The sequence below is a fragment of the Gemmatimonadota bacterium genome (genome assembly GCA_026702745.1).
GTDB lineage: Bacteria > JAAXHH01 > JAAXHH01 > JAAXHH01 > JAAXHH01 > JAAXHH01.
This window is the reverse complement of record JAPPBT010000102.1, coordinates 148,867-166,554: the sequence shown is the minus strand read 5'-3', so window position 1 is coordinate 166,554 and position 17,688 is coordinate 148,867. Positions and strand designations below refer to the sequence as shown.

Below are 17,688 nucleotides of genomic sequence, written 5' to 3'. Positions count from 1 at the left end.
AACAAGACCATCAAGGCCCAGATCGATTCCTTGAAGGGCAAGATCCCGGAGGTACAGGACATCCGGCTGTCCACGCGCCTCAAGGACAGCGCCTCCTGCCTGGTGGCCGACGAGGGCGCCATGAGCGCCCACATGGAACGGCTCATGCAACGCATGGGCGAGGGCGGCGGCCAGAGCTCCAAACGCATCCTGGAACTCAACGCCGGACATCCCGTGGTCCAGGGCCTGCAGAAGCTCCACGACAGCGACGGCGAAGACGCACGCGTCGAATCCATCGGCCGCCTGCTGTACGAGCAGGCCGTGGTGGCCGAGGGATCCAAGCTCGACGATCCCGTGGGGTTCGCGAGCCGGATCAACGACCTGCTGGTCAAGGAACTGATCCGGATCTAGGGCGCACCAGGAACCTGAATTCAGGCCGTCTCACAATCAGCCACATCGACCGGTTAGCACACCACTATGCGATATTTGGTTCTCCTGGCATCGATGCTCGCGATGGTCTCCTGCGGCGAAAGTGAACGCGGCGGGGAACAGCCGGGGACCGCCACGGAAGGTGGCCGCGTCAACTCGATCGGCGTGGTCCTCCCGGACGACGCCGTGGACGCCTCCCGCCAGGTGCTGCGGTCCATGAGTCCGGAGCCCAAGAGCCTGGACCCCAGCATCGAACCTTACGACACCGAGCAGACGATCCTGCCCTTCGAAGCCTTGCTGTTCAAGGACGAGCACTGGAACCCGATCCCGGGCGCCGCGCACAGCTGGGGCTCGGATGACGGGATAGTCTGGACCTTCAATCTCAGGTCCGGGATGCGCTGGAGCGACGGTTCACCGCTGACGGCCCACGACTTCGTGTATTCCTACCGCCGGATGCTCGATCCCGAATCCACCAACATCTACGCCTTCTTCTATTACGACATCAAAAACGCCGAAGCGATCGTCAAGGGGGAGAACAAGGATCTTGAGTCCCTGGGCATCCGGGCCGTGGACGATACGACCCTGGTCATCGAGACGGAGAAGCGGGCCCCCTACCTGCCCCATATCGTTTCTTTCGGCGACGCCATGCCGGTGCCGAAGCGGCTCGTGGACAAATACGGCCGCAAGTGGACCGAACCGCAGAACATCATCACGAATTCCGGCTTCATGGTCACGGAGTGGGTCAACGGCAGCCACATGACGCTTGTTCCCAATCCTTACTACAACGGCCCTCACAAGCCCTTCCTTGAGAAGGTGATACACCCTTTTCGCAACGCGGCCGCAGCCACCATCCTTCCCTACGAGAGCGACGAGGTCGACATGGAGAATGTTGATGTGAACGACCTTGAACGCATCGAGCGTGATCCCGATCTGAAGCAGGATCTCGTGCGCTTTCACGGACTGAATACCTGGTATCTCTTCTTCAGGACGCAGTTGCCGCCCTTCGACGACATTCGCGTCCGGGAAGCCTTTACGCGGGTGATGGACCGCGACAATATCTGCAACATCATCCTACGGGGAGGGGCCGTGCCGGCCTATTCCATGATCCCGCCCGGCTTCAGGGAATTCGAGGGCGATACGCACGCCGCGGTGCAGGGCTTCGATCCCGAACGGGCACGGCAACTGATGCGCGAGGCCGGATATCCGGGTGGACAGGGATTCCCCCGCCAGGAGCTGTGGCTCAGGGCCCCCACGCCCTCCGACCGCCTGATCGGCGTGGCGATACAGAGCATGCTGAAAGAGCATCTCGGCGTCGACGTGGACATCCGGACGGCCGACCTGCACACCTACATGGACCATCTGTACGAGTGGAACATGAACCTCGGGCTGATCGCCTTCGGCGCCGATTTCCTCGACCCCCGCAACATACTGGACATGATCTGGCACTCCCAGCCCCGGGGCCACGGCCGGCAGGATTGGCACAATCCCGACTTCGACCGCCTCGTGGATGCGGCCGCGGCCGAACTGAATCCGGAGATCCGGCAAGGCCTGTACCGTGAAGCCTCGGCCGTCCACGTGGCGGACTATCCCGGCGCTTTCCTCTATCACAAGATGGGCCTGCAGCTCCGGAAACCCTGGCTGAAGGGCTATGCCGTAAACGACGACGGCACCGTGGGTTCATTCCGCTGGCACAAGTTATACATCGCCGAGGTGGAAGATGGGGAGTAGGGGTTTTCGCCTCCTGCTCGCGCCACTCGCCCTATGCGCTTCGGCCTTGTTTTGGACTCCCGGGCCGGCCGCAGCCCAGGAAAACCCGATTATCCTGGAAGCCATCAGCGTCCTCCCCGTGGAAGGACCCGAATCCAACCAGCCATCGGGGCTCTTCGTCCATAACGACACGCTGTACACCGTTTCCGACAAGCACGACGACACCATTTTCCGGATCGAGCTCCGGGAGGATGTCGCGGTATTCGTACCGCATATCCGGTTCGACGCGCCCAAACCCTTCGGAGTGTTCAGGCTGGACCTGGAGGGCATCACCCGCGATGACGACGGAACCTTCTATCTCGCCAGCGAAGGGGCGTTCGCCATTCTGAAGGTCGATGCGGACGGGAAGAAGGTGTCCTGGGTCACCACGAGTCTCAGGAAAGTGGGTGCTTCGGCGGGGCTCTTCCAGACGCGCGGCGGGTATCTCGAGGGCATTACGCTGATGGCCCGAGACCGGTTTCTGGTCACGGCGGAGCGGGAGCCCAGCGGCCTGATCGAAGTCGACATGGCCCCCGTGCAGCGGATCGTGGAGATCGCCAATCATGGATCGACGGAAAGTTACACGGGCCTGCACCGGGAACTCGAAAACGTATACATCCTGCAGCGAAGCACCGCGACCATTCGGAAGACCATCCGGTATCTGGACGTGGACAGTCCCTCGACGATTTGGTCCTTCGCCCATATCGTCAACGACCCGGAATACCTCTATCAGCACGAACAGTTCGGCGCAAAAACGGCGGAGGGGCTCGCCATGGACCGCGACCGGGTCTACGTCATCCTCGACAACAACAACGACGCGCGCCGGATGTATCCCACCGATCACAGACCCTTGCTCCTGATTATGAAGCGGCCCGGGTGAAATCCCGCCGGTTGCGCTTGCCCGGTAAAGGAAACGGCGGTCATGAATCGTGATGCCCAGGACAGACTGGCCAGTCTCTTCCGCCGCACGTTCGGCCGCGCGCCGGCGCGCATTGCCGCCCTGGGCGCGGACGGCTCGAGGCGGCGATACTACCGGCTGGCGGACGAAGGACGCACCGTCGTCGGCGCGGCAAATACCGACTGGCGCGAGAACGTCGCCTTCCTTGCGCTGTCCCGCCACTTCCGCCGCCACAGCCTGCCCGTGCCCGAGATCTACGCCGAGGACCTGGAACAGGGCGTTTACCTGCAGCAGGACCTTGGGGATGAAACCCTGTTCGACCGGGTGGCCGCCGCCCGCGCGGAGGAAGGCGCTTTCTCTGATCAAATGGTTGCGACGTACAGGCAGGTACTCGACGATCTGCCCCATTTCCAGGTCACCGCGGCGGCGGACCTGGACTTCTCGGTCTGCTACCCCAGGAGCCGGTTCGACGCCCAGTCCATCCGGTGGGACCTGAATTATTTCAAGTACCACTTCCTCAAACTCGTACCTGTCGATTTCGACGAGCAGGCTCTCGAAAATGATTTCGAGCGGTTCACGGCCTTCCTCCTGGAAGCGGATACCCGTTACTTCCTCTACCGCGACTTCCAGTCCCGCAACATCATGTGGCATGAGGGCCGCCCGCACTACATCGACTACCAGGGCGGGCGGCAGGGCGCGCTACAGTACGACGTGGCGTCTCTCCTGCAGGATGCAAAAGCCGACATCCCGTGGAAGATCCGGGACGAACTCCTGGATTACTATGTCACAGCGGCCGGCGAGTACGCCCCCCTTCGCCGGGATGCGTTCCTGGCGTACTATTACGGTTACGCCCTGGTCCGTCTCATGCAGGCGCTGGGCGCTTACGGGTACCGCGGCCTGTACGAAGGCAAGTCCCACTTCCTCACCAGCATCTCCCACGGCGTCCGTAACCTCGAGGGGCTGTTGGCGCGGGCCGACCTCCCGGTCAACCTGCCTGAACTGGACCGGGCCTGGTCGCGCATCGTCGACGATCCGGCGCTTCGGCTAATGGGCGAGGATTCCGAAAAAGGACTGACCGTCCACCTCTGGAGTTTTTCCTATCACCTCGGCCTGCCCCGGGATCCGAGCGGAAACGGCGGCGGGTTCGTCTTCGACTGCCGGATCGTGAAGAATCCCGGCCGCATTCCGGAATACGCGGACCTGACGGGAAAGGACGCGCCGGTGGCGGCCTTCCTGGACGAGCTCGAGGAGGCGCGGTCCTTCCTGGGGGATGCGCAGACCATGGTCGAGCGGGCGGTCGAACACCACCTTCGCCGCGGGTTCACGGACCTGACCGTCGCCTTCGGGTGCACGGGCGGCCAGCACCGCTCGGTATACTTCGCGGAGCGGCTGGCGGCCCACCTGGCGGACCGGCAGGGGGTCGTGGTCCGGCTGAGGCACCGGGAGCAGGAGGATTCGTGAAGGCCATGATCCTTGCGGCGGGCCTGGGCACCCGGCTGCGGCCTCTCACCGACACCCGGCCCAAAGCCCTGGTAGAGGTGGCCGGCAGACCCATGCTATACTGGGTGATCGCGCGGCTTGCCCGCCATGGTTTCACCGACATCATCATCAATGCCCACCATTTCGCGGAACAGATCGAGGCCTTCGCGGCCGCGTACGATGATCCCGGCGTTTCGCTGACCGTTTCCGTGGAGGAGGAGATCATGGACACGGGCGGCGGTGTGCGCAAGGCCGCGTGGTTCTTCGACCGCGAGGAGCCGTTTCTGGTGCACAACGTGGACGTGCTGACCGATCTGGATCTCAGGTGCCTGGCGGATGCCCATTCAGCGTCGGGCGCCCTGGTCACCCTGACCGTGAAGGGAAGGAAGAGTTCTCGTCACCTGCTTTTTGACGAGGCGGGACGGCTATGTGGTTGGCGTTCGGGAATCACGGGAGAGACGCGCAAGGTTCGAACGATGGCGGATCCCGTCACCCCCCTGCCCTTCATGGGCGTCTACGTCATGTCACCGGCAGCGCTGAGCAAGATGACCGATTCCGGCCCCTTTTCGATCATCGACTTCTTTCTGGATCTGGCGCGCACGGGCGAGACCGTTCAGGCCTTTCGGGCTGAAGAAGCCCGGTGGGCGGATCTCGGCAGCGTGGACCGCATCGCGTCGGCGGAGCGGCTGTTCGGGACGGACTGGTTCGCGGACTTCAGTTAGAACGTTCTCCAGGAAAGCACCGGTGCGCAACGTCCAGGCTTGCGCCATCGCTCGAAAAGACTTGAAGCGCGGTGCGCCTTCGGTTACCTTGAAACTGTACCTATCTTCCTCTAAACACGCCCTCACCCAAAGGAGGTTTTTTAGTGGACGTATCGTCCTCCCGCGGCGCGAGGCAGTGTCTGCGTAGCCTGCTCTATCGCGGTTGTTGCCCCCGCCGAAAATTGTCTCCCACATAACCGGCGACAGCGGGTAATTGCGCGACAAAGACTTATCCCTTGGGATTCGCGCTCATAGAACGTCTCTAGTTGAGCGTCTCTAGTTGAGCGTCTCCGATAGTTCTCGCGGAACGGCTTTCTCTCTATTCACGGTCCGGACGGCCTTCTTGTTCGTACCACCCGGGGCGATGGCGGTTCGTGGATGCACGGGCATCCCTGCTTGAAGCCGCCTGGATTCCAATCCAGTCGCAGCCTTTCTCTCCGCCCCGCGCGGATCGAACTTCAGGGGCCGAGCCGCCCTTCGTGGGTCCGACGCCCTATGTGAGTCCGCGACGTCACACATGGGTCCGCGCCGCAATGAACGGATCCGACGCCCGACCCGTCGCTACCAGAGAGCGAGTCGAGTTGCGAGGAGCATGCGGGGTGGTTCCGATTTCCAGGCGCCGGATCTCAGTTATCAGTAAGGAAGGTACAATGATCAGAAGCATGAACGGCAAGACCCCCAGGTTTCGGATATACGATCTCAGGAACTACAGGAAAATACCGCAGATCGACAGACTCCCGGACGACCTGAAGTTCGAAATGGAAGTCGTGGCGCGGGTTCTGCCGTTCCGGACCAATTCCCACGTGGTGGAGCACCTGATCCAATGGGAGAATATCCCCGACGATCCCATGTACCAGCTCACTTTCCCGCAGCGGGAAATGCTGTCGCCGGACCACTTCGACGAGGTGGCGGCCCTGGTGAAAAAAGAGGCGAGTGAAGCGGAAATGGAGCGGACCGTGAACCGGATCCGATGGAATCTGAATCCACAGCCCGCGGGTCAACTCGAGCACAACGTCCCCAGGGAGGACAACGAGAAACTGGACGGCATGCAGCACAAGTACCGGGAAACGGTCCTGTTCTTCCCGTCCCAGGGCCAGACCTGCCACGCCTACTGTACCTTCTGCTTCCGCTGGCCCCAGTTCGTGGGCATCGATGAACTGAAGTTCGCCAGCCGCGAGGTCGAAAGCCTCATCAGGTACCTCGAAGACAATCCCCAGGTCACCGACGTGCTTTTCACGGGCGGCGATCCCATGGTCATGCGGGCAAAGAACCTTAGCGTGTATATCGATGCGTTGCTGAAGGCTGATCTCCCCAATCTGCACACGATCCGGATCGGGACGAAATCGCTGGCCTACTGGCCCCACAAGTACCTCACGGACCCGGATGCGGACGACGTCATGGCGCTGTTCGAACGGGTCACCCGCGCCGGCAAGCACCTGGCGGTCATGGCCCACAGCAGCCATCCCGCCGAACTCCAGCCCGACGTGGTGTCAAAGGCGGTCAGCCGGATTCGCGGTACAGGAGCGAAAGTGTACACGCAGTCGCCCATCCTGAGGAATATCAACGACGACCCGGACACGTGGGCGGCCATGTGGCGCAGGCAGGTGGACCTGGGGATGGTGCCGTACTACATGTTCATGGTGCGGGACACCGGCGTGCAGCATTTCTTCGCCGTGCCGATGGTACGGTCCTGGGAGATCTTCCAGAACGCCTATCAGCAGGTAAGCGGAATCTGCCGGACCGTGCGCGGACCCAGCATGTCGGCCCATCCCGGCAAGGTCCACGTACTGGGCATCAGCGAGGTCCACGGGGAGAAGATCATCGCCCTCCGGTTCCTGCAGGGACGCAATCCCGACTGGGTCCTGCGGCCGTTTTTCGCCAGGTACGACGAAGAAGCCATCTGGCTGGACGACCTCGAGCCGGCCTTCGGCGAAGAGACGTTCTTTTTCGAGAAGGAGCTGGCGCAGTTGTGCGAGGAGGACCAGCCCTCCGGCCAGTGGGATGAAATGGAATCGCTGGTGCTGGAAGGCGTGGGGTGGGAATGACGTGCGGTACAGGTTATGGTGCGGTACCCGACGAACTTTCAGGAATCAGTGTTTTCGAACAACAGCCTCTGACAGCTTTTCACCAGCCCACTGATTAATACTCACGCCGTCGACATCGGCCGCCTCGGCTACCGCTGCGTGGATTTCAGGATCAATACGCAATAAGAGTTTCCCGGAATAAGGTTTGTTCGGAGTCTCGCCCCGTTCGTCACAGCTTTCCAGGTAGAACTCAACCGCCTTTTCAAAAGCCTCGCGAACTTCACCGACGCTTTCTCCGTGAAACGTGATGATATCTCGAATACCAGCCACGCGGCCTACGAAACACCCATCCTCGTCGCTGTATTCGATACGTGCTGGATATCCCCTGTAGCGCATCGGTTTCATGGTCGACTTCCGCCTTTGGGAGAGGATTTTTCGCTGACGTCTGTTCATGCTAAACGATATCACATTTTAATATCATTAGCGAGAACTTTCGACAGCAATAACCGTTCCACGCACTAATAAGATTTCGCAATTATAAGTTTTGTACTTATTCCTTGACGACACTACACGCATGTTGCTACTTGACACCCAGCAGGCGATCCGTACATTCCCACGTATCAACAAACACGCGGGAAATGGGGCTTGTCTGGTTCGCTACCCGACAGGCCCCTGTCTATCGAAAGGGGACGATATGGGAACGCCCAACTGGGTCAATCAGACCATGTGGACCGGGGATAATTTGCCTATCATGCGCGGCATGAATTCCGAGTCGGTCGATCTTATCTACCTCGATCCGCCGTTCAATTCCAAACACGATTATTCTGCTCCCATCGGCAGTAAGGCGGCCGGCGCGGCTTTCAAGGACACGTGGAGTTTGAACGACATAGACGTGGCATGGCTTAACCTGCTTGAGACTAAGCATTCTCAACTAAATCGTGTTATTCATGCCGCCATGTCTAACAGTGATAAGTCCTATCTGATCTACATGGCCGTGCGTTTGCTCGAAATGCATCGAGTATTGAAAGAAACAGGCACAATTTACCTGCATTGCGATCCCACCATGTCCCACTATTTGAAGTTACTCATGGATAGTATTTTCGGGAAGAAAAACTTCCGTAACGAAATCGTGTGGGCGTACAAACGTTGGCCGTCCAAGCAACGGAATTTTCAGAGGATGCACGATGTAGTCCTTCGGTATTCAAAAACCGATGATGTCGTGTGGAATCAGTTGTTCGATCCCCTAAGTGAAGAAACCAAGAAGCGAATCAAGGGGGGGATAAGATCGTTACTTTTTTCGATGAAGAATCGGGCAAGAAAAGAATCCGTGCTACTGGGGAGAAATCAAAAGGCGTTCCCATGCGTGATATTTGGGAGATCAAGCAAATAGTCGGCCCAACAAAAGAACGGACGGGCTATCCTACTCAAAAGCCGCTTGCGTTGCTTACTCGCATTATACAGGCCAGTAGCAACGAAGGGGACGTTGTGTTGGATCCGTTTTGCGGATGTGCTACGGCGTGCGTAGCGGCCAACAATCTACAACGGGAATGGGTTGGTATAGACTTGTCTTCAAAAGCCTACGACCTGGTTAAACAACGCATAGAGGACGGGGGGGGGTTGTTCTATTCCCTAAATCAACGCCTTGACGTGCCCAAACGGACGGATACGGGTAAACTGCCCAAGTACAATTGCAAAGCCAACAGGGAGCGTTTATATGGCGTTCAGGGCGGGGATTGTGCGGGGTGTGAAACACATTTTGAACCCCGACACTTGGACGTAGATCATATTATCGCCCGTTCAGTCGGTGGTACGGATCATATCGACAACCTGCAATTGCTTTGCCACAATTGCAATACGATCAAGGGCAATAGGGGCATGGAATACCTGATTACAAAACTTGCCAGTTAGGCAAACGCCGTATTCATGAACGTATCCCACGGCTTTGCGTCTTCACGATGGTTGAACTTCCAGCTGGCTTCGGCCACATACTGATTCATGAAGCGGGGCGTGTAGTGATGATGAGTACCATACCACGCCCGTTTCAACAGGCTCCAAAAGCCTTCAATCGTGTTGGTATTCACGCCGTCATGCGAATATTCGATACTGTGATTGATCACTTCATGGGGCATGTAGTTGTGGATCACGTTGTACGCCGGATACTCGTCCGTGTACAGTATGCTTTCGCCCATGTTGACCGCGTTTTTCAGGAAGTTCAATATGCCGTTTCCTGTCAGGTCATCCGCTACTTTGGCAATGACCTTGCCGTCGCGCTCGACCGCGCCGATCACGGGCGTTTTCTTGGTGCCGCGTCCTCGCTTGTTCGGCTTATCGTCCGATTTCTTGTTCGACTTCTTGGGCTTGCCGCCTATGTACGTTTCATCGGCCTCGATGATGCCGGACAGCAGGGGTGCATGATCGGATGCCATAGCCGCCCGGATGCGCTTTTGCATGAACAGGGCGGTAGGCTGGGTCAGGTGCAAGTCCCTTGCCAGTTGCGGACTGGATACGCTCTTTTTCGCATTGACCATAATGGCGATAGCGGCGAACCACTTGGGCAGGGGCACTTGCGTACCCTGCATGAACGTACCGCTTAACACGTTAAAGGACGATTTGCAGTCATGGCAATTCCAACGACCGACACGGCTTTTCAGGTTGGAACGGCGGACGTTTTCAACCGATCCGCACAGGGGGCAGAAGGGTCCGTTTTTGAACCTTATGGCCTCGATATGGTCGATACAGGCCTGTTGCGTCGGGAATCGGGATGTTACTTCAAAGATGTCCATGATGTATCTCCTTAGGGTATCAGGGTTTGTGTCCTTATCTACCCATCAATATACATCATGGCGTGTTGCCTGTCAAGTACAAAACTTATAATTGCGTAAGATTTAAGCTGTACACCTGCCGAAGTCCCCGTATATTTGTGTTTTCAACTTCTCCATGCAACCACCCAATCCGGGTGGATTGCTAAATACAACAGCCAAATGGCGAATAGGCAAGGACCCTCTTTGCATAGAGAGTTGACACTGCCCGGGGCCAATTCAGGTTGCCGGCAGACTCTCCCAATGGAGGCCTGTCATGCTCCGCATTCTCAAGAAAACCCTCAAAATTGTAGCTATCGGTTTCGGAGGATTGATTGCGTTGTCCGTTCTGGTTGCCCTTTGTTCCAACCCGGAATCCGAAAAGTCGGCGGAGACGGACGCCCCACCGAAGGTCGAGTCAGTTAAAACCGAGGAAGACATTACGACAGACAGGTACGCGGGGTGGATTTCCGAGCATGGACGGGAACGGGCGGGAGAAATGATGGACGAGGAAATAGACGCATCATTTGAAGCGAACGACGGACGTGTTGAACTTCTGATAAACGCCAAGTCAAAAGCCATGCTCCAAGACCATGAACGGTCACAGCGGCAAAAGGCGGAGCGAGAGGCCGCAATCCAAGAGAAGGTTGACGCGCAATTCAGCTCGTGGGACGGCAGTCATAGAGTGCTGGTTGAGGCCGTCAAAAAGACGCTGAACGATCCAGGAAGTTTCGAGCATCTGGAAACAAAGACCATGCGGGGAACGAATTGGCCGGATACGTTCATCGTCCGCATGGAATACACAGCTAAAAATGCCTTCGGGGGGCGTCTGCGGAAGTTCGTACTCGTCGAAGTGACGGGCGAGAGCGGGAGGATCGTTCAGGTATTGGACGAGGGGTAAACACAAGAACCCCGGTTGACCAGTACGGCCAACCGGGATTGCTCACGAACGTATGTCGACCTATCTTCTAGGCCGACGGCGGCAATGCGGTTTCACCTTGACCGGTTTTCGAGCTGGACAGGATGTTTTCCGCTTTGTACATTTCGCCACGCCGTCCACCTCCCTTGGTGGCGGTTATGCTGTGCCGCCGCGTGCAACGGCGGCACAGCGGGTTACAGTGTGACGGGTCAGGGCTAGTACAGTCTGACCCGTCGCGGCATACGGACGACGGTCCGCACCGTGCAGGTACGCGTGACCCTTACACGAGTGGGGATCCGTATCGTCCGTGTCTGAATCCGGCGGATTCTTGACACTATACGGCCCTCCATAGTAATCAGGGTCGCAAAAAAAATGTTGACTGTGAGGGGAAGCGGGGTTATATAGAGGTATACCTCACGGCTGTCTGCGGCCCTGCAGGTTAATTCTATCAGCGTCTCGGTGCTCACCACACCGGGACGCTTTTTTTGCTTCCACTTTGAATAGTATGGTTGTTAACCCTGTTTTGTCAAGATGTTTTAAACCTGCCTCGACGTACGTTTAGATAAACCTACAACATATAGAACCCTACCCGAACAGCGCGTACATAAATGTATCCCACGGTCGGCCGTCTCTGCGGTGGTCGTACTTCCCATGCGCCTCGGCAACGTACAACAGCGTATACCCCTGCGCGTAATGGCGATGGCTTCCGAACCACGCCCGTTTGAACAGCGACCAAAAGCCTTCAATCGTGTTCGTATGGATCGGGCTGTTCACGTACTCTCGGTGATGATTGGTAACAAATGCGGCAGGATTTCGAGAACGGCGCGCTACGGCTTGTATACGTAGGTGACGAGGAACTGTGCCTTTGGGCCCGTAACTGACCGGATGAAGTTCAACACGCACTTGCCCAACAGGTCGTCGCCAGCCTAGGCGACCTCGTTGTCGTCTCGCTCGGCCGCGCCGACGATCGGCGTTCTGTCGGTGCCGCTCGATCCGCCCTTCCCCGTGAGTTTCGACGACTCGTGGCCGCACTTGTTCTTCTTCCGGGGATTCCCACCCAGCCACATCTCGTCCGCTTCGATGACTCCCGCCAGCAGTTCGGCCTGATCGGAGGCTATAGCCGCCCGGATGCGTTGTTGCATGTACTACGCGGTCGATTGCGTCAATTCGAGATCCCGGGCGAGTTGATAACTGGATAGGCTTTTCTTGATTTTGACGATATGGGCGATGGTGAGAAACCACTTTTGCAGGGGTATGTGCGTCACTTGTATGACCGTACCGGAAAGCACGTTAAACGACTTCTTGCAATCGTGGCAGTTCCAACGACCGAAAAGGTTGTTTCCTTCTTACGCCGGACGTTTTCGACCGAACTGCACAATGGGCAGTAGGCCCCGCCACGGAAGCGGATGGCCTCGAAATGGTCGGTACAGGCTTGTTGATCAGGGAAGCGTCTAAAAACTTCGAAGAGAATCACAGTGTAACTCCTTACGGGAAAGGGTTTATCTCTTTATCTACCCTCAATGCACACCGTTTATTCCCGCCCGCCAAGCCTAAAACTCATTATCGCAGCGTTCCGTCAGTCCCCCAGCCCCGCATGCCGGCACACGATTTCCACGGCCTTGACCAGGGTCTTCGCGCCGAGGATCGCGTATTCCTCGATCAGGTTCCCCTCCTGGTCGAGGGTTCCTAAACCGGGGCCGAGGAACATCTTCCCGCTGTAGATCGTGGCCGGTTCGACGCCCATGTGCTCCTGGGCGAGCACGATGGGATTGGTGTTGGCCCAAAGGTCTTCGAGGTTGAAGATCGGGATGCCGAAGGCGCCGTCTTTCCACGTGCGTTCGTAGTTGAGCTCGGTGCCGCCCAGTTGATAGGTCTTCGTGAAGATCAGGTCGTCGCGGAAGCGCGCGGGCTTCATCTGCGCGAATTCCTCCACGATGATTTCGTGGAACCGGTCTATGGGGTCGGTGACCAGGCGGGGCCGGTCGCGCAGGACCTTCAGGTAGGCGGTCAGGCCCACCAGGGTGTCCCGGCCCGGATCGCTGAAGGTATAGACCGCCTTTCCGTGGGAGGACAGCTCGCCGTAGCGCTGGCCGCCGAGGCCCATGCCCTTGCGGATCGGGTTGATGATCTCCTCTTTGCCGATCAATAGTCCCGACGCGGGCGCGCGGCCCGGCTTGTCCATGCTGTAGGTGATGATGTCGCAGCCGATGTCCCGCGGGTCCATGCCGACGATGGGAATCGAGCCGCCGGTGTCGACAATGTATGGAACGTCGTAGTCCCGGGCCACATCGGCGAGTTTCTTCAATAAGACCGGCGCGCCTTTCTCGTCCTGCGCACCGAGCCCGTAGCTGGGCGTGTCGTATCCCACCGTGGCGATGCCCGTGAGCAGCGAAGCGTTTCGCTCGGCGGCTTTCTTCACGTTTTCGATGGTACCGTCCACGTCGACCGCGGTGAGCAGCGAGGTGGGATTGTACCGGATTCCGTGGGGATCGTACTTCGCGCCGGCCATGCGGATGTAAAGGGTCTCGAGGTTCGCCAGGCTCTTGTTCTCGATGCCCAGCTCGCCGCCGGCGATGGTCCGGTCCACGAGGAGGTTCTTGTACCGCGGCGGGAAGGCCCGGCCGTATCCGCCGATCCATTCGTAGTCCTCTCCGTAGGGCATGAGTACTCGACCGCGGTAAATGTCGCCGTGGCGCATGGAGGGTGGCGCGCACAGGGTCTCGAGCGTGAGCCGCAGCAGCGATTCGCAGGTATTGGCGGCCACCGCGTCGTACTCGTCGCCATAGACGTCCTTGACGACTTCACGGAGTTCGTCTTCGATCACCCGGACCGGGTAGGTCTTGCCGCCCCGGTTGGCTTCCACGATCGCGTCGAGTACGTAGTCGGGCAGGTTGCCCGGCCTGGCCGAGCTGCCAGCGTACAGGCCGATGTCCTGCTTCAGCTTCAGCGTGCCGATTTCCTCGCCGTAGCGTCGTGCCTCCTCGACGATTCCGGGGAAGCTGTCGTAGATCGACTGGTACCACTGGAACTTGTACATGGTTGGTCTTTTTCGGATCGAGGCTCGCCCTGACTGGCCGATTGTGGACGAGCCGGAATGCGCTTCCGATGTCGGTACCCGCGCTTGGACAGTCGGCGGAGTCAGGGCATGCCGGAGATCACATCAAGCGCCCGTTCCACGTCGGCCATCCGGTTGTACAGGTGGGGCGAGAAGCGGATCACGGGGCCGCGCAGGGCGACCATGACACCGGACTGCTTCAGGTGCCGTGCCACGTCGTCCATCCGGCGGCCGGGGAAGCGGGCGGTGACGATGGCCGACCGTTCGTTCGGATCCCGGGGAGAGGTGACCTCGGCGCCGATCGCGGCCAGGCCGTCGATAAGGTGGTCGGCCAGCACCTGGTTGTGGGCGAAGATCCGATCGATACCCGTGTCCACGAGGAACTCGATCGATTTCGCGAACCCGCCGGCCAACCCGTAAGCCATGGTGCTGAACTCGAATCGGGAAGCGTCCTCCGGGTAGTCGGGCGGATCGGTACGGATATCCCAGATATCCTTCTGACTCCTAAAGCCCACCAGGCCGGGCTCGAGACGCGTGGCCAGGTGCGGTGCGAGGTACATGACGGCCACGCCGAAGGGTCCGCACAGCCACTTGTACGCGCCGGCGGCCACGGCGTCCACGCCCATCCCGGGTGCGTCGATGGGCACCGCCCCGGCCGATTGCGTGGCATCCACGACCAGCAGGGCGCCGTGACGGTGTGCGATTTCCGCGAAGGCGCCCAGGTCCCAGCGCTGGCCACTGCGGAACTCCACGTGGGACAGGGCCACCACCGCAGTATTGTCGTCCACGAGGTCCCTGACGCGATCAGGATCTACGGTATCTCCCCGCGCGTGGGCCAGCCGGATCTCGCAGCCCGTGTGGTTGGCGACGCGCCGCCAGGGGTAGACCGAGGCGGGGAAGGAAACGTCGGTGCTGACGACGTTGGACTCCGGTCCGGGCATGACCGCCCAGGCGAGGGAACTCAGGAGTTCCGTGGTGCTGGAACCGGCGGCGATGTCCGCCGGGGACGCGTTAAACAGGCGGGCCGCCTGCCGGTGTAGTTCGTCGAAGACCGTGGCTTCGGCTTCTTCGTCGAAGTGGTTGCTGCCGTGTTCGGCGACGTCCCGGTACCAATCGGTGATCGCCGCGGCCGCCGGACGGTACATGGGCGTCACGTTAGCCGCGTTGATGTACGTGCAGGTCTGCGCTACAGGGAACTCGTCGACCGGTACCAGCGGATCGAGGGACGATGGCATGGCGGGCCCTCCCCGTGGTCAGCCGGCGGCCGCACCGCGCTCGTTCTCGGATCCGGCGGCCTCTTCCTCGGCGACCTGGCGGAGCAGGCTCGAGATACGGCGCAGCCCCTCGTTCAGGTAGTCGGGCGGCAGGCCGTAGCTGATGCGGAGATGGTTGGGCACGCCGAAGTAGTCTCCGGGCCCGATGAGTACGGACTTCTCCTGGATCAGCCGGTTCACGAGCGTCGCGGAGTCGGTCTTCAGGTTGTACCGGACGAAGGAAATGGCCGTCGCCTGGGGCGGCACGAGACTCAGGATGTCCGCGTTGTCGCCAATCCAGGTCTGGTAGTTGTCCCATCCACGCCGTATATATCCCCGCGTCCGCTCGAAAATGGCCTTCCGCACGTCCGGGCGCAGCGCCAGCGGCGCGAGGAAGTGGTTGGACAGCTTGGCCGTGCTCAGCGTCAGGTACTCGTGGCGCATCCAGAGCTTTTTGATCAGGTCTTGGGGACCGACGAGCCAGCCGATCCGCAGGCCGGGCATGGCGAAGGACTTGGACATGCTGCCCGCCGAGATGACCCGGTCGTACTTGCCGTAGAAGGTGGGCGAGACTTCCTCGCGTTCCCGTTCGGACCCGGCGTAGATCTCGTCCGCGAGCAGGTAGGCGCCACTGCCTTCGGCCACACGGACGACGGCATCCATTTCGGCTTCCGTCAGGATCTGTCCGGACGGGTTGTTCGGATTGCAGATGGAGATCAGTTTGGTTTCGTCCGAGACGGCGGCTTCAAGGCTGTCCGTATCGAGCGCCCAGTCGCGGTCGGGATCGAGGCGGAACGTGCGCCGGACGGCGCCCAGGTTGTGCGCGAGTCCCCAGCTCTGTAGGTAGCAGGGCACCTGGACCGCCACCTCGCCGCCACCTTCCAGCAACGTCTGGAACGTTATGAAATTGGCCTCGATGCACCCGATGGTCACCAGGACGTTCTCGGCGGTCGCGCCGGGGTAGTACTGGGCGATGGCCTCCCTCAGTTCCGGCGAGCCATTCGCGTATCCGTAGCCCAGCTCGGTATCCAGCATACGGTCCAGAATGCCCGGATCGTGTTCGATCAGTTCTCTGACTCTAACTGGGTGTGCGCCGCTCTCGGACAGGTTGTACTCCACGACCTGCTCCCAGTCCGACATGATGCGTTCCAGTTCGAAAGGCTGGAAGGCCGCTGCCATGTGATTGCTCCTTGGTTCGTTGCGCTGGTCAGCCTACCCGCACTGCTACTTTACGGCGTGATAGACGGCTTTGGATATCTGGATGTCCTGCACGGCGACACCCGTCGAATCGGCGATCGAGATCTGATCGTCGGAAGTGCGGCCCAGGGACGGATCCTGGATCACGTTTCCGAGCTCGACCACCTTGTCCTCGGTAATGGCGCCCGCCTTCATCGCCTGCGCGATCTCGCCGCGCAGCCTGCATTGCGGAATGCTGTCCGCCACGACCACGTCGGCCTTCGCGAGGACGCCCGGATCGAGTTCGATCTTGTCCGGCGTGTCGGAACCCATGGCGGTGATGTGCGTACCTGGACGCACCTGGTCGGCGGTAAGCAGCGGTGACAGGGACGGCGTGGACATGATGATGAGGTTGCTCGTCGCCGCCACGGCGCCGGCGTCGTCCGTGATCTCTACGGTGTAACCCTGGGCTTCCATTTCGTTCTTGTAGGCGGCCTTGCTCTCGGCGGAACGGCCCCAGGCGATCAAGTCCGTGCAGTCGACGACGCCCTTGAGGTACTCGACCTGCATGCGCGCCTGGAGACCTGTGCCGAATACGCCGATGCGGCTCACGTTCTTTGGCGCGAGGGCCCTGGCCACGACTGGCCCCATGGCGGCCGTGCGCACGTTGGTGAGGTAGCCCTGGTCGAGCAGAAAGGCCACGGGCTGGCCCGTCCGCTGGTTGAAGATCAGCATCATGCCCTGGACGCGGGGCAGACCGACCGTCGGGTTGTCGTTGAACCCGGAGGCCAGCTTGATGACGTAGTAGTCGTCGTCATTGATCGCGCCGTACTTGATGTGCACGTTGCCGGGAGGATCCTCGAAGTGCATCTCGCCGACCGGCGGCACCTGCACCTTCCCCTGCGAATAGGCGACGAAACCGTCTTCTATATCCTGAATGACATCGATGCCCTCTACGGCTTCCTTGATGCGGTCCAGCTCGACGATGAGCGGCATGGTAAGACTCCTCCCGGCAGTCCGGTTATCTGGGGTTTGCGCACGGCGCAACAGCAAGTGGATTGATTCTAAAAATGAGCAGACAAAATAACATTTTAACGGGGCAAAGTCAAATAAAACCGCGCGGATACCGGAGTCTGGCAGCCAGGGATATTGTATTGACAAAAACCCCGGC

Annotated in this window: 16 protein-coding genes; 9 read left to right on the top strand and 7 right to left on the bottom strand. The window is 59.7% G+C overall.

Annotation, left to right across the window (positions count from 1 at the left end; all coding sequences use genetic code 11):
* From OXH56_17010 to OXH56_16985, 6 genes are all read left to right on the top strand, one after another.
* Positions 1–390: molecular chaperone HtpG (locus tag OXH56_17010; GenBank protein ID MCY3557012.1), on the top strand; the 390-nt coding region annotated here is incomplete at its 5' end.
* A 66-nt stretch (positions 391–456) separates the two neighbouring features.
* Positions 457–2,136: a peptide ABC transporter substrate-binding protein gene (locus OXH56_17005; GenBank protein MCY3557011.1), complete on the top strand. Its 1,680-nt coding sequence runs from the start codon at positions 457–459 to the stop codon at positions 2,134–2,136.
* Between the two features lie 46 nt (positions 2,137–2,182).
* Positions 2,183–3,034: an esterase-like activity of phytase family protein gene (locus OXH56_17000; protein MCY3557010.1), complete on the top strand. Its 852-nt coding sequence runs from the start codon at positions 2,183–2,185 to the stop codon at positions 3,032–3,034.
* A gap of 42 nt (positions 3,035–3,076) precedes the next feature.
* Positions 3,077–4,513, top strand: a complete 1,437-nt coding sequence (locus tag OXH56_16995) for a phosphotransferase (protein ID MCY3557009.1) — start codon at positions 3,077–3,079, stop codon at positions 4,511–4,513.
* A gap of 5 nt (positions 4,514–4,518) precedes the next feature.
* Complete coding sequence (locus tag OXH56_16990) at positions 4,519–5,253, top strand: nucleotidyltransferase family protein (protein ID MCY3557008.1); 735 nt, start codon at positions 4,519–4,521, stop codon at positions 5,251–5,253.
* Between the two features lie 689 nt (positions 5,254–5,942).
* Complete coding sequence (locus OXH56_16985; GenBank protein MCY3557007.1) at positions 5,943–7,337, top strand: lysine 2,3-aminomutase; 1,395 nt, start codon at positions 5,943–5,945, stop codon at positions 7,335–7,337.
* Between the two features lie 45 nt (positions 7,338–7,382).
* On the opposite strand, the gene OXH56_16980 is transcribed toward OXH56_16985, so the two are convergent.
* A complete protein-coding gene (locus OXH56_16980) occupies positions 7,383–7,721 on the bottom strand; it encodes a type II toxin-antitoxin system HicB family antitoxin (GenBank protein ID MCY3557006.1) in 339 nt (112 codons plus the stop codon).
* Between the two features lie 169 nt (positions 7,722–7,890).
* Between OXH56_16980 and OXH56_16975 the strand changes: the two genes are divergently transcribed.
* A complete protein-coding gene (locus OXH56_16975; protein MCY3557005.1) occupies positions 7,891–8,706 on the top strand; it encodes a site-specific DNA-methyltransferase in 816 nt (271 codons plus the stop codon).
* Positions 8,640–9,224, top strand: coding sequence for a DNA methyltransferase (locus OXH56_16970; protein ID MCY3557004.1), 585 nt, complete (start codon positions 8,640–8,642; stop codon positions 9,222–9,224). The genes OXH56_16975 and OXH56_16970 overlap by 67 nt, the downstream gene beginning before the upstream one ends.
* Here OXH56_16970 and OXH56_16965 read toward each other — a convergent pair.
* Positions 9,221–10,099: an IS1595 family transposase gene (locus OXH56_16965; GenBank protein MCY3557003.1), complete on the bottom strand. Its 879-nt coding sequence runs from the start codon at positions 10,097–10,099 to the stop codon at positions 9,221–9,223. The two genes, OXH56_16970 and OXH56_16965, sit on opposite strands and share 4 nt — an antisense overlap.
* 292 nt (positions 10,100–10,391) lie before the next feature.
* Here OXH56_16965 and OXH56_16960 point away from each other — a divergent pair, with 292 nt between their 5' ends.
* On the top strand, positions 10,392–11,015 hold the full coding sequence (locus OXH56_16960) for a hypothetical protein (protein ID MCY3557002.1): 624 nt from the start codon (positions 10,392–10,394) through the stop codon (positions 11,013–11,015).
* A 944-nt stretch (positions 11,016–11,959) separates the two neighbouring features.
* On the opposite strand, the gene OXH56_16955 is transcribed toward OXH56_16960, so the two are convergent.
* From OXH56_16955 to OXH56_16935, 5 genes are all read right to left on the bottom strand, one after another.
* Positions 11,960–12,175 (bottom strand): transposase, encoded by a 216-nt coding sequence (locus tag OXH56_16955; protein MCY3557001.1) that lies wholly within the window; start codon positions 12,173–12,175, stop codon positions 11,960–11,962.
* A gap of 434 nt (positions 12,176–12,609) precedes the next feature.
* Complete coding sequence (locus OXH56_16950; protein MCY3557000.1) at positions 12,610–14,070, bottom strand: hypothetical protein; 1,461 nt, start codon at positions 14,068–14,070, stop codon at positions 12,610–12,612.
* A 101-nt stretch (positions 14,071–14,171) separates the two neighbouring features.
* Positions 14,172–15,323 (bottom strand): aminotransferase class V-fold PLP-dependent enzyme, encoded by a 1,152-nt coding sequence (locus OXH56_16945; protein MCY3556999.1) that lies wholly within the window; start codon positions 15,321–15,323, stop codon positions 14,172–14,174.
* An 18-nt stretch (positions 15,324–15,341) separates the two neighbouring features.
* Complete coding sequence (locus tag OXH56_16940; protein MCY3556998.1) at positions 15,342–16,520, bottom strand: aminotransferase class I/II-fold pyridoxal phosphate-dependent enzyme; 1,179 nt, start codon at positions 16,518–16,520, stop codon at positions 15,342–15,344.
* A gap of 45 nt (positions 16,521–16,565) precedes the next feature.
* The gene (locus OXH56_16935; protein ID MCY3556997.1) at positions 16,566–17,513 is read right to left on the bottom strand and encodes an ornithine cyclodeaminase family protein; all 948 of its coding nucleotides are present in this window, start codon (positions 17,511–17,513) and stop codon (positions 16,566–16,568) included.
* Positions 17,514–17,688 lie beyond the last annotated feature (175 nt).

Coding starts and splice junctions, on each gene's coding strand:
- OXH56_16975 (MCY3557005.1), top strand. CDS start 7,891: ATGTTGCTACTTGACACCCAGCAGGCGATCCGTACATTCCCACGTATC.
- OXH56_16960 (MCY3557002.1), top strand. CDS start 10,392: ATGCTCCGCATTCTCAAGAAAACCCTCAAAATTGTAGCTATCGGTTTC.
- OXH56_16950 (MCY3557000.1), bottom strand. CDS start 14,070: ATGTACAAGTTCCAGTGGTACCAGTCGATCTACGACAGCTTCCCCGGA.
- OXH56_16965 (MCY3557003.1), bottom strand. CDS start 10,099: ATGGACATCTTTGAAGTAACATCCCGATTCCCGACGCAACAGGCCTGT.
- OXH56_16990 (MCY3557008.1), top strand. CDS start 4,519: ATGATCCTTGCGGCGGGCCTGGGCACCCGGCTGCGGCCTCTCACCGAC.
- OXH56_16980 (MCY3557006.1), bottom strand. CDS start 7,721: ATGAAACCGATGCGCTACAGGGGATATCCAGCACGTATCGAATACAGC.
- OXH56_16995 (MCY3557009.1), top strand. CDS start 3,077: ATGAATCGTGATGCCCAGGACAGACTGGCCAGTCTCTTCCGCCGCACG.
- OXH56_16945 (MCY3556999.1), bottom strand. CDS start 15,323: ATGCCATCGTCCCTCGATCCGCTGGTACCGGTCGACGAGTTCCCTGTA.
- OXH56_16935 (MCY3556997.1), bottom strand. CDS start 17,513: ATGCCGCTCATCGTCGAGCTGGACCGCATCAAGGAAGCCGTAGAGGGC.
- OXH56_16985 (MCY3557007.1), top strand. CDS start 5,943: ATGATCAGAAGCATGAACGGCAAGACCCCCAGGTTTCGGATATACGAT.
- OXH56_16955 (MCY3557001.1), bottom strand. CDS start 12,175: ATGCAACAACGCATCCGGGCGGCTATAGCCTCCGATCAGGCCGAACTG.
- OXH56_16940 (MCY3556998.1), bottom strand. CDS start 16,520: ATGGCAGCGGCCTTCCAGCCTTTCGAACTGGAACGCATCATGTCGGAC.
- OXH56_17005 (MCY3557011.1), top strand. CDS start 457: ATGCGATATTTGGTTCTCCTGGCATCGATGCTCGCGATGGTCTCCTGC.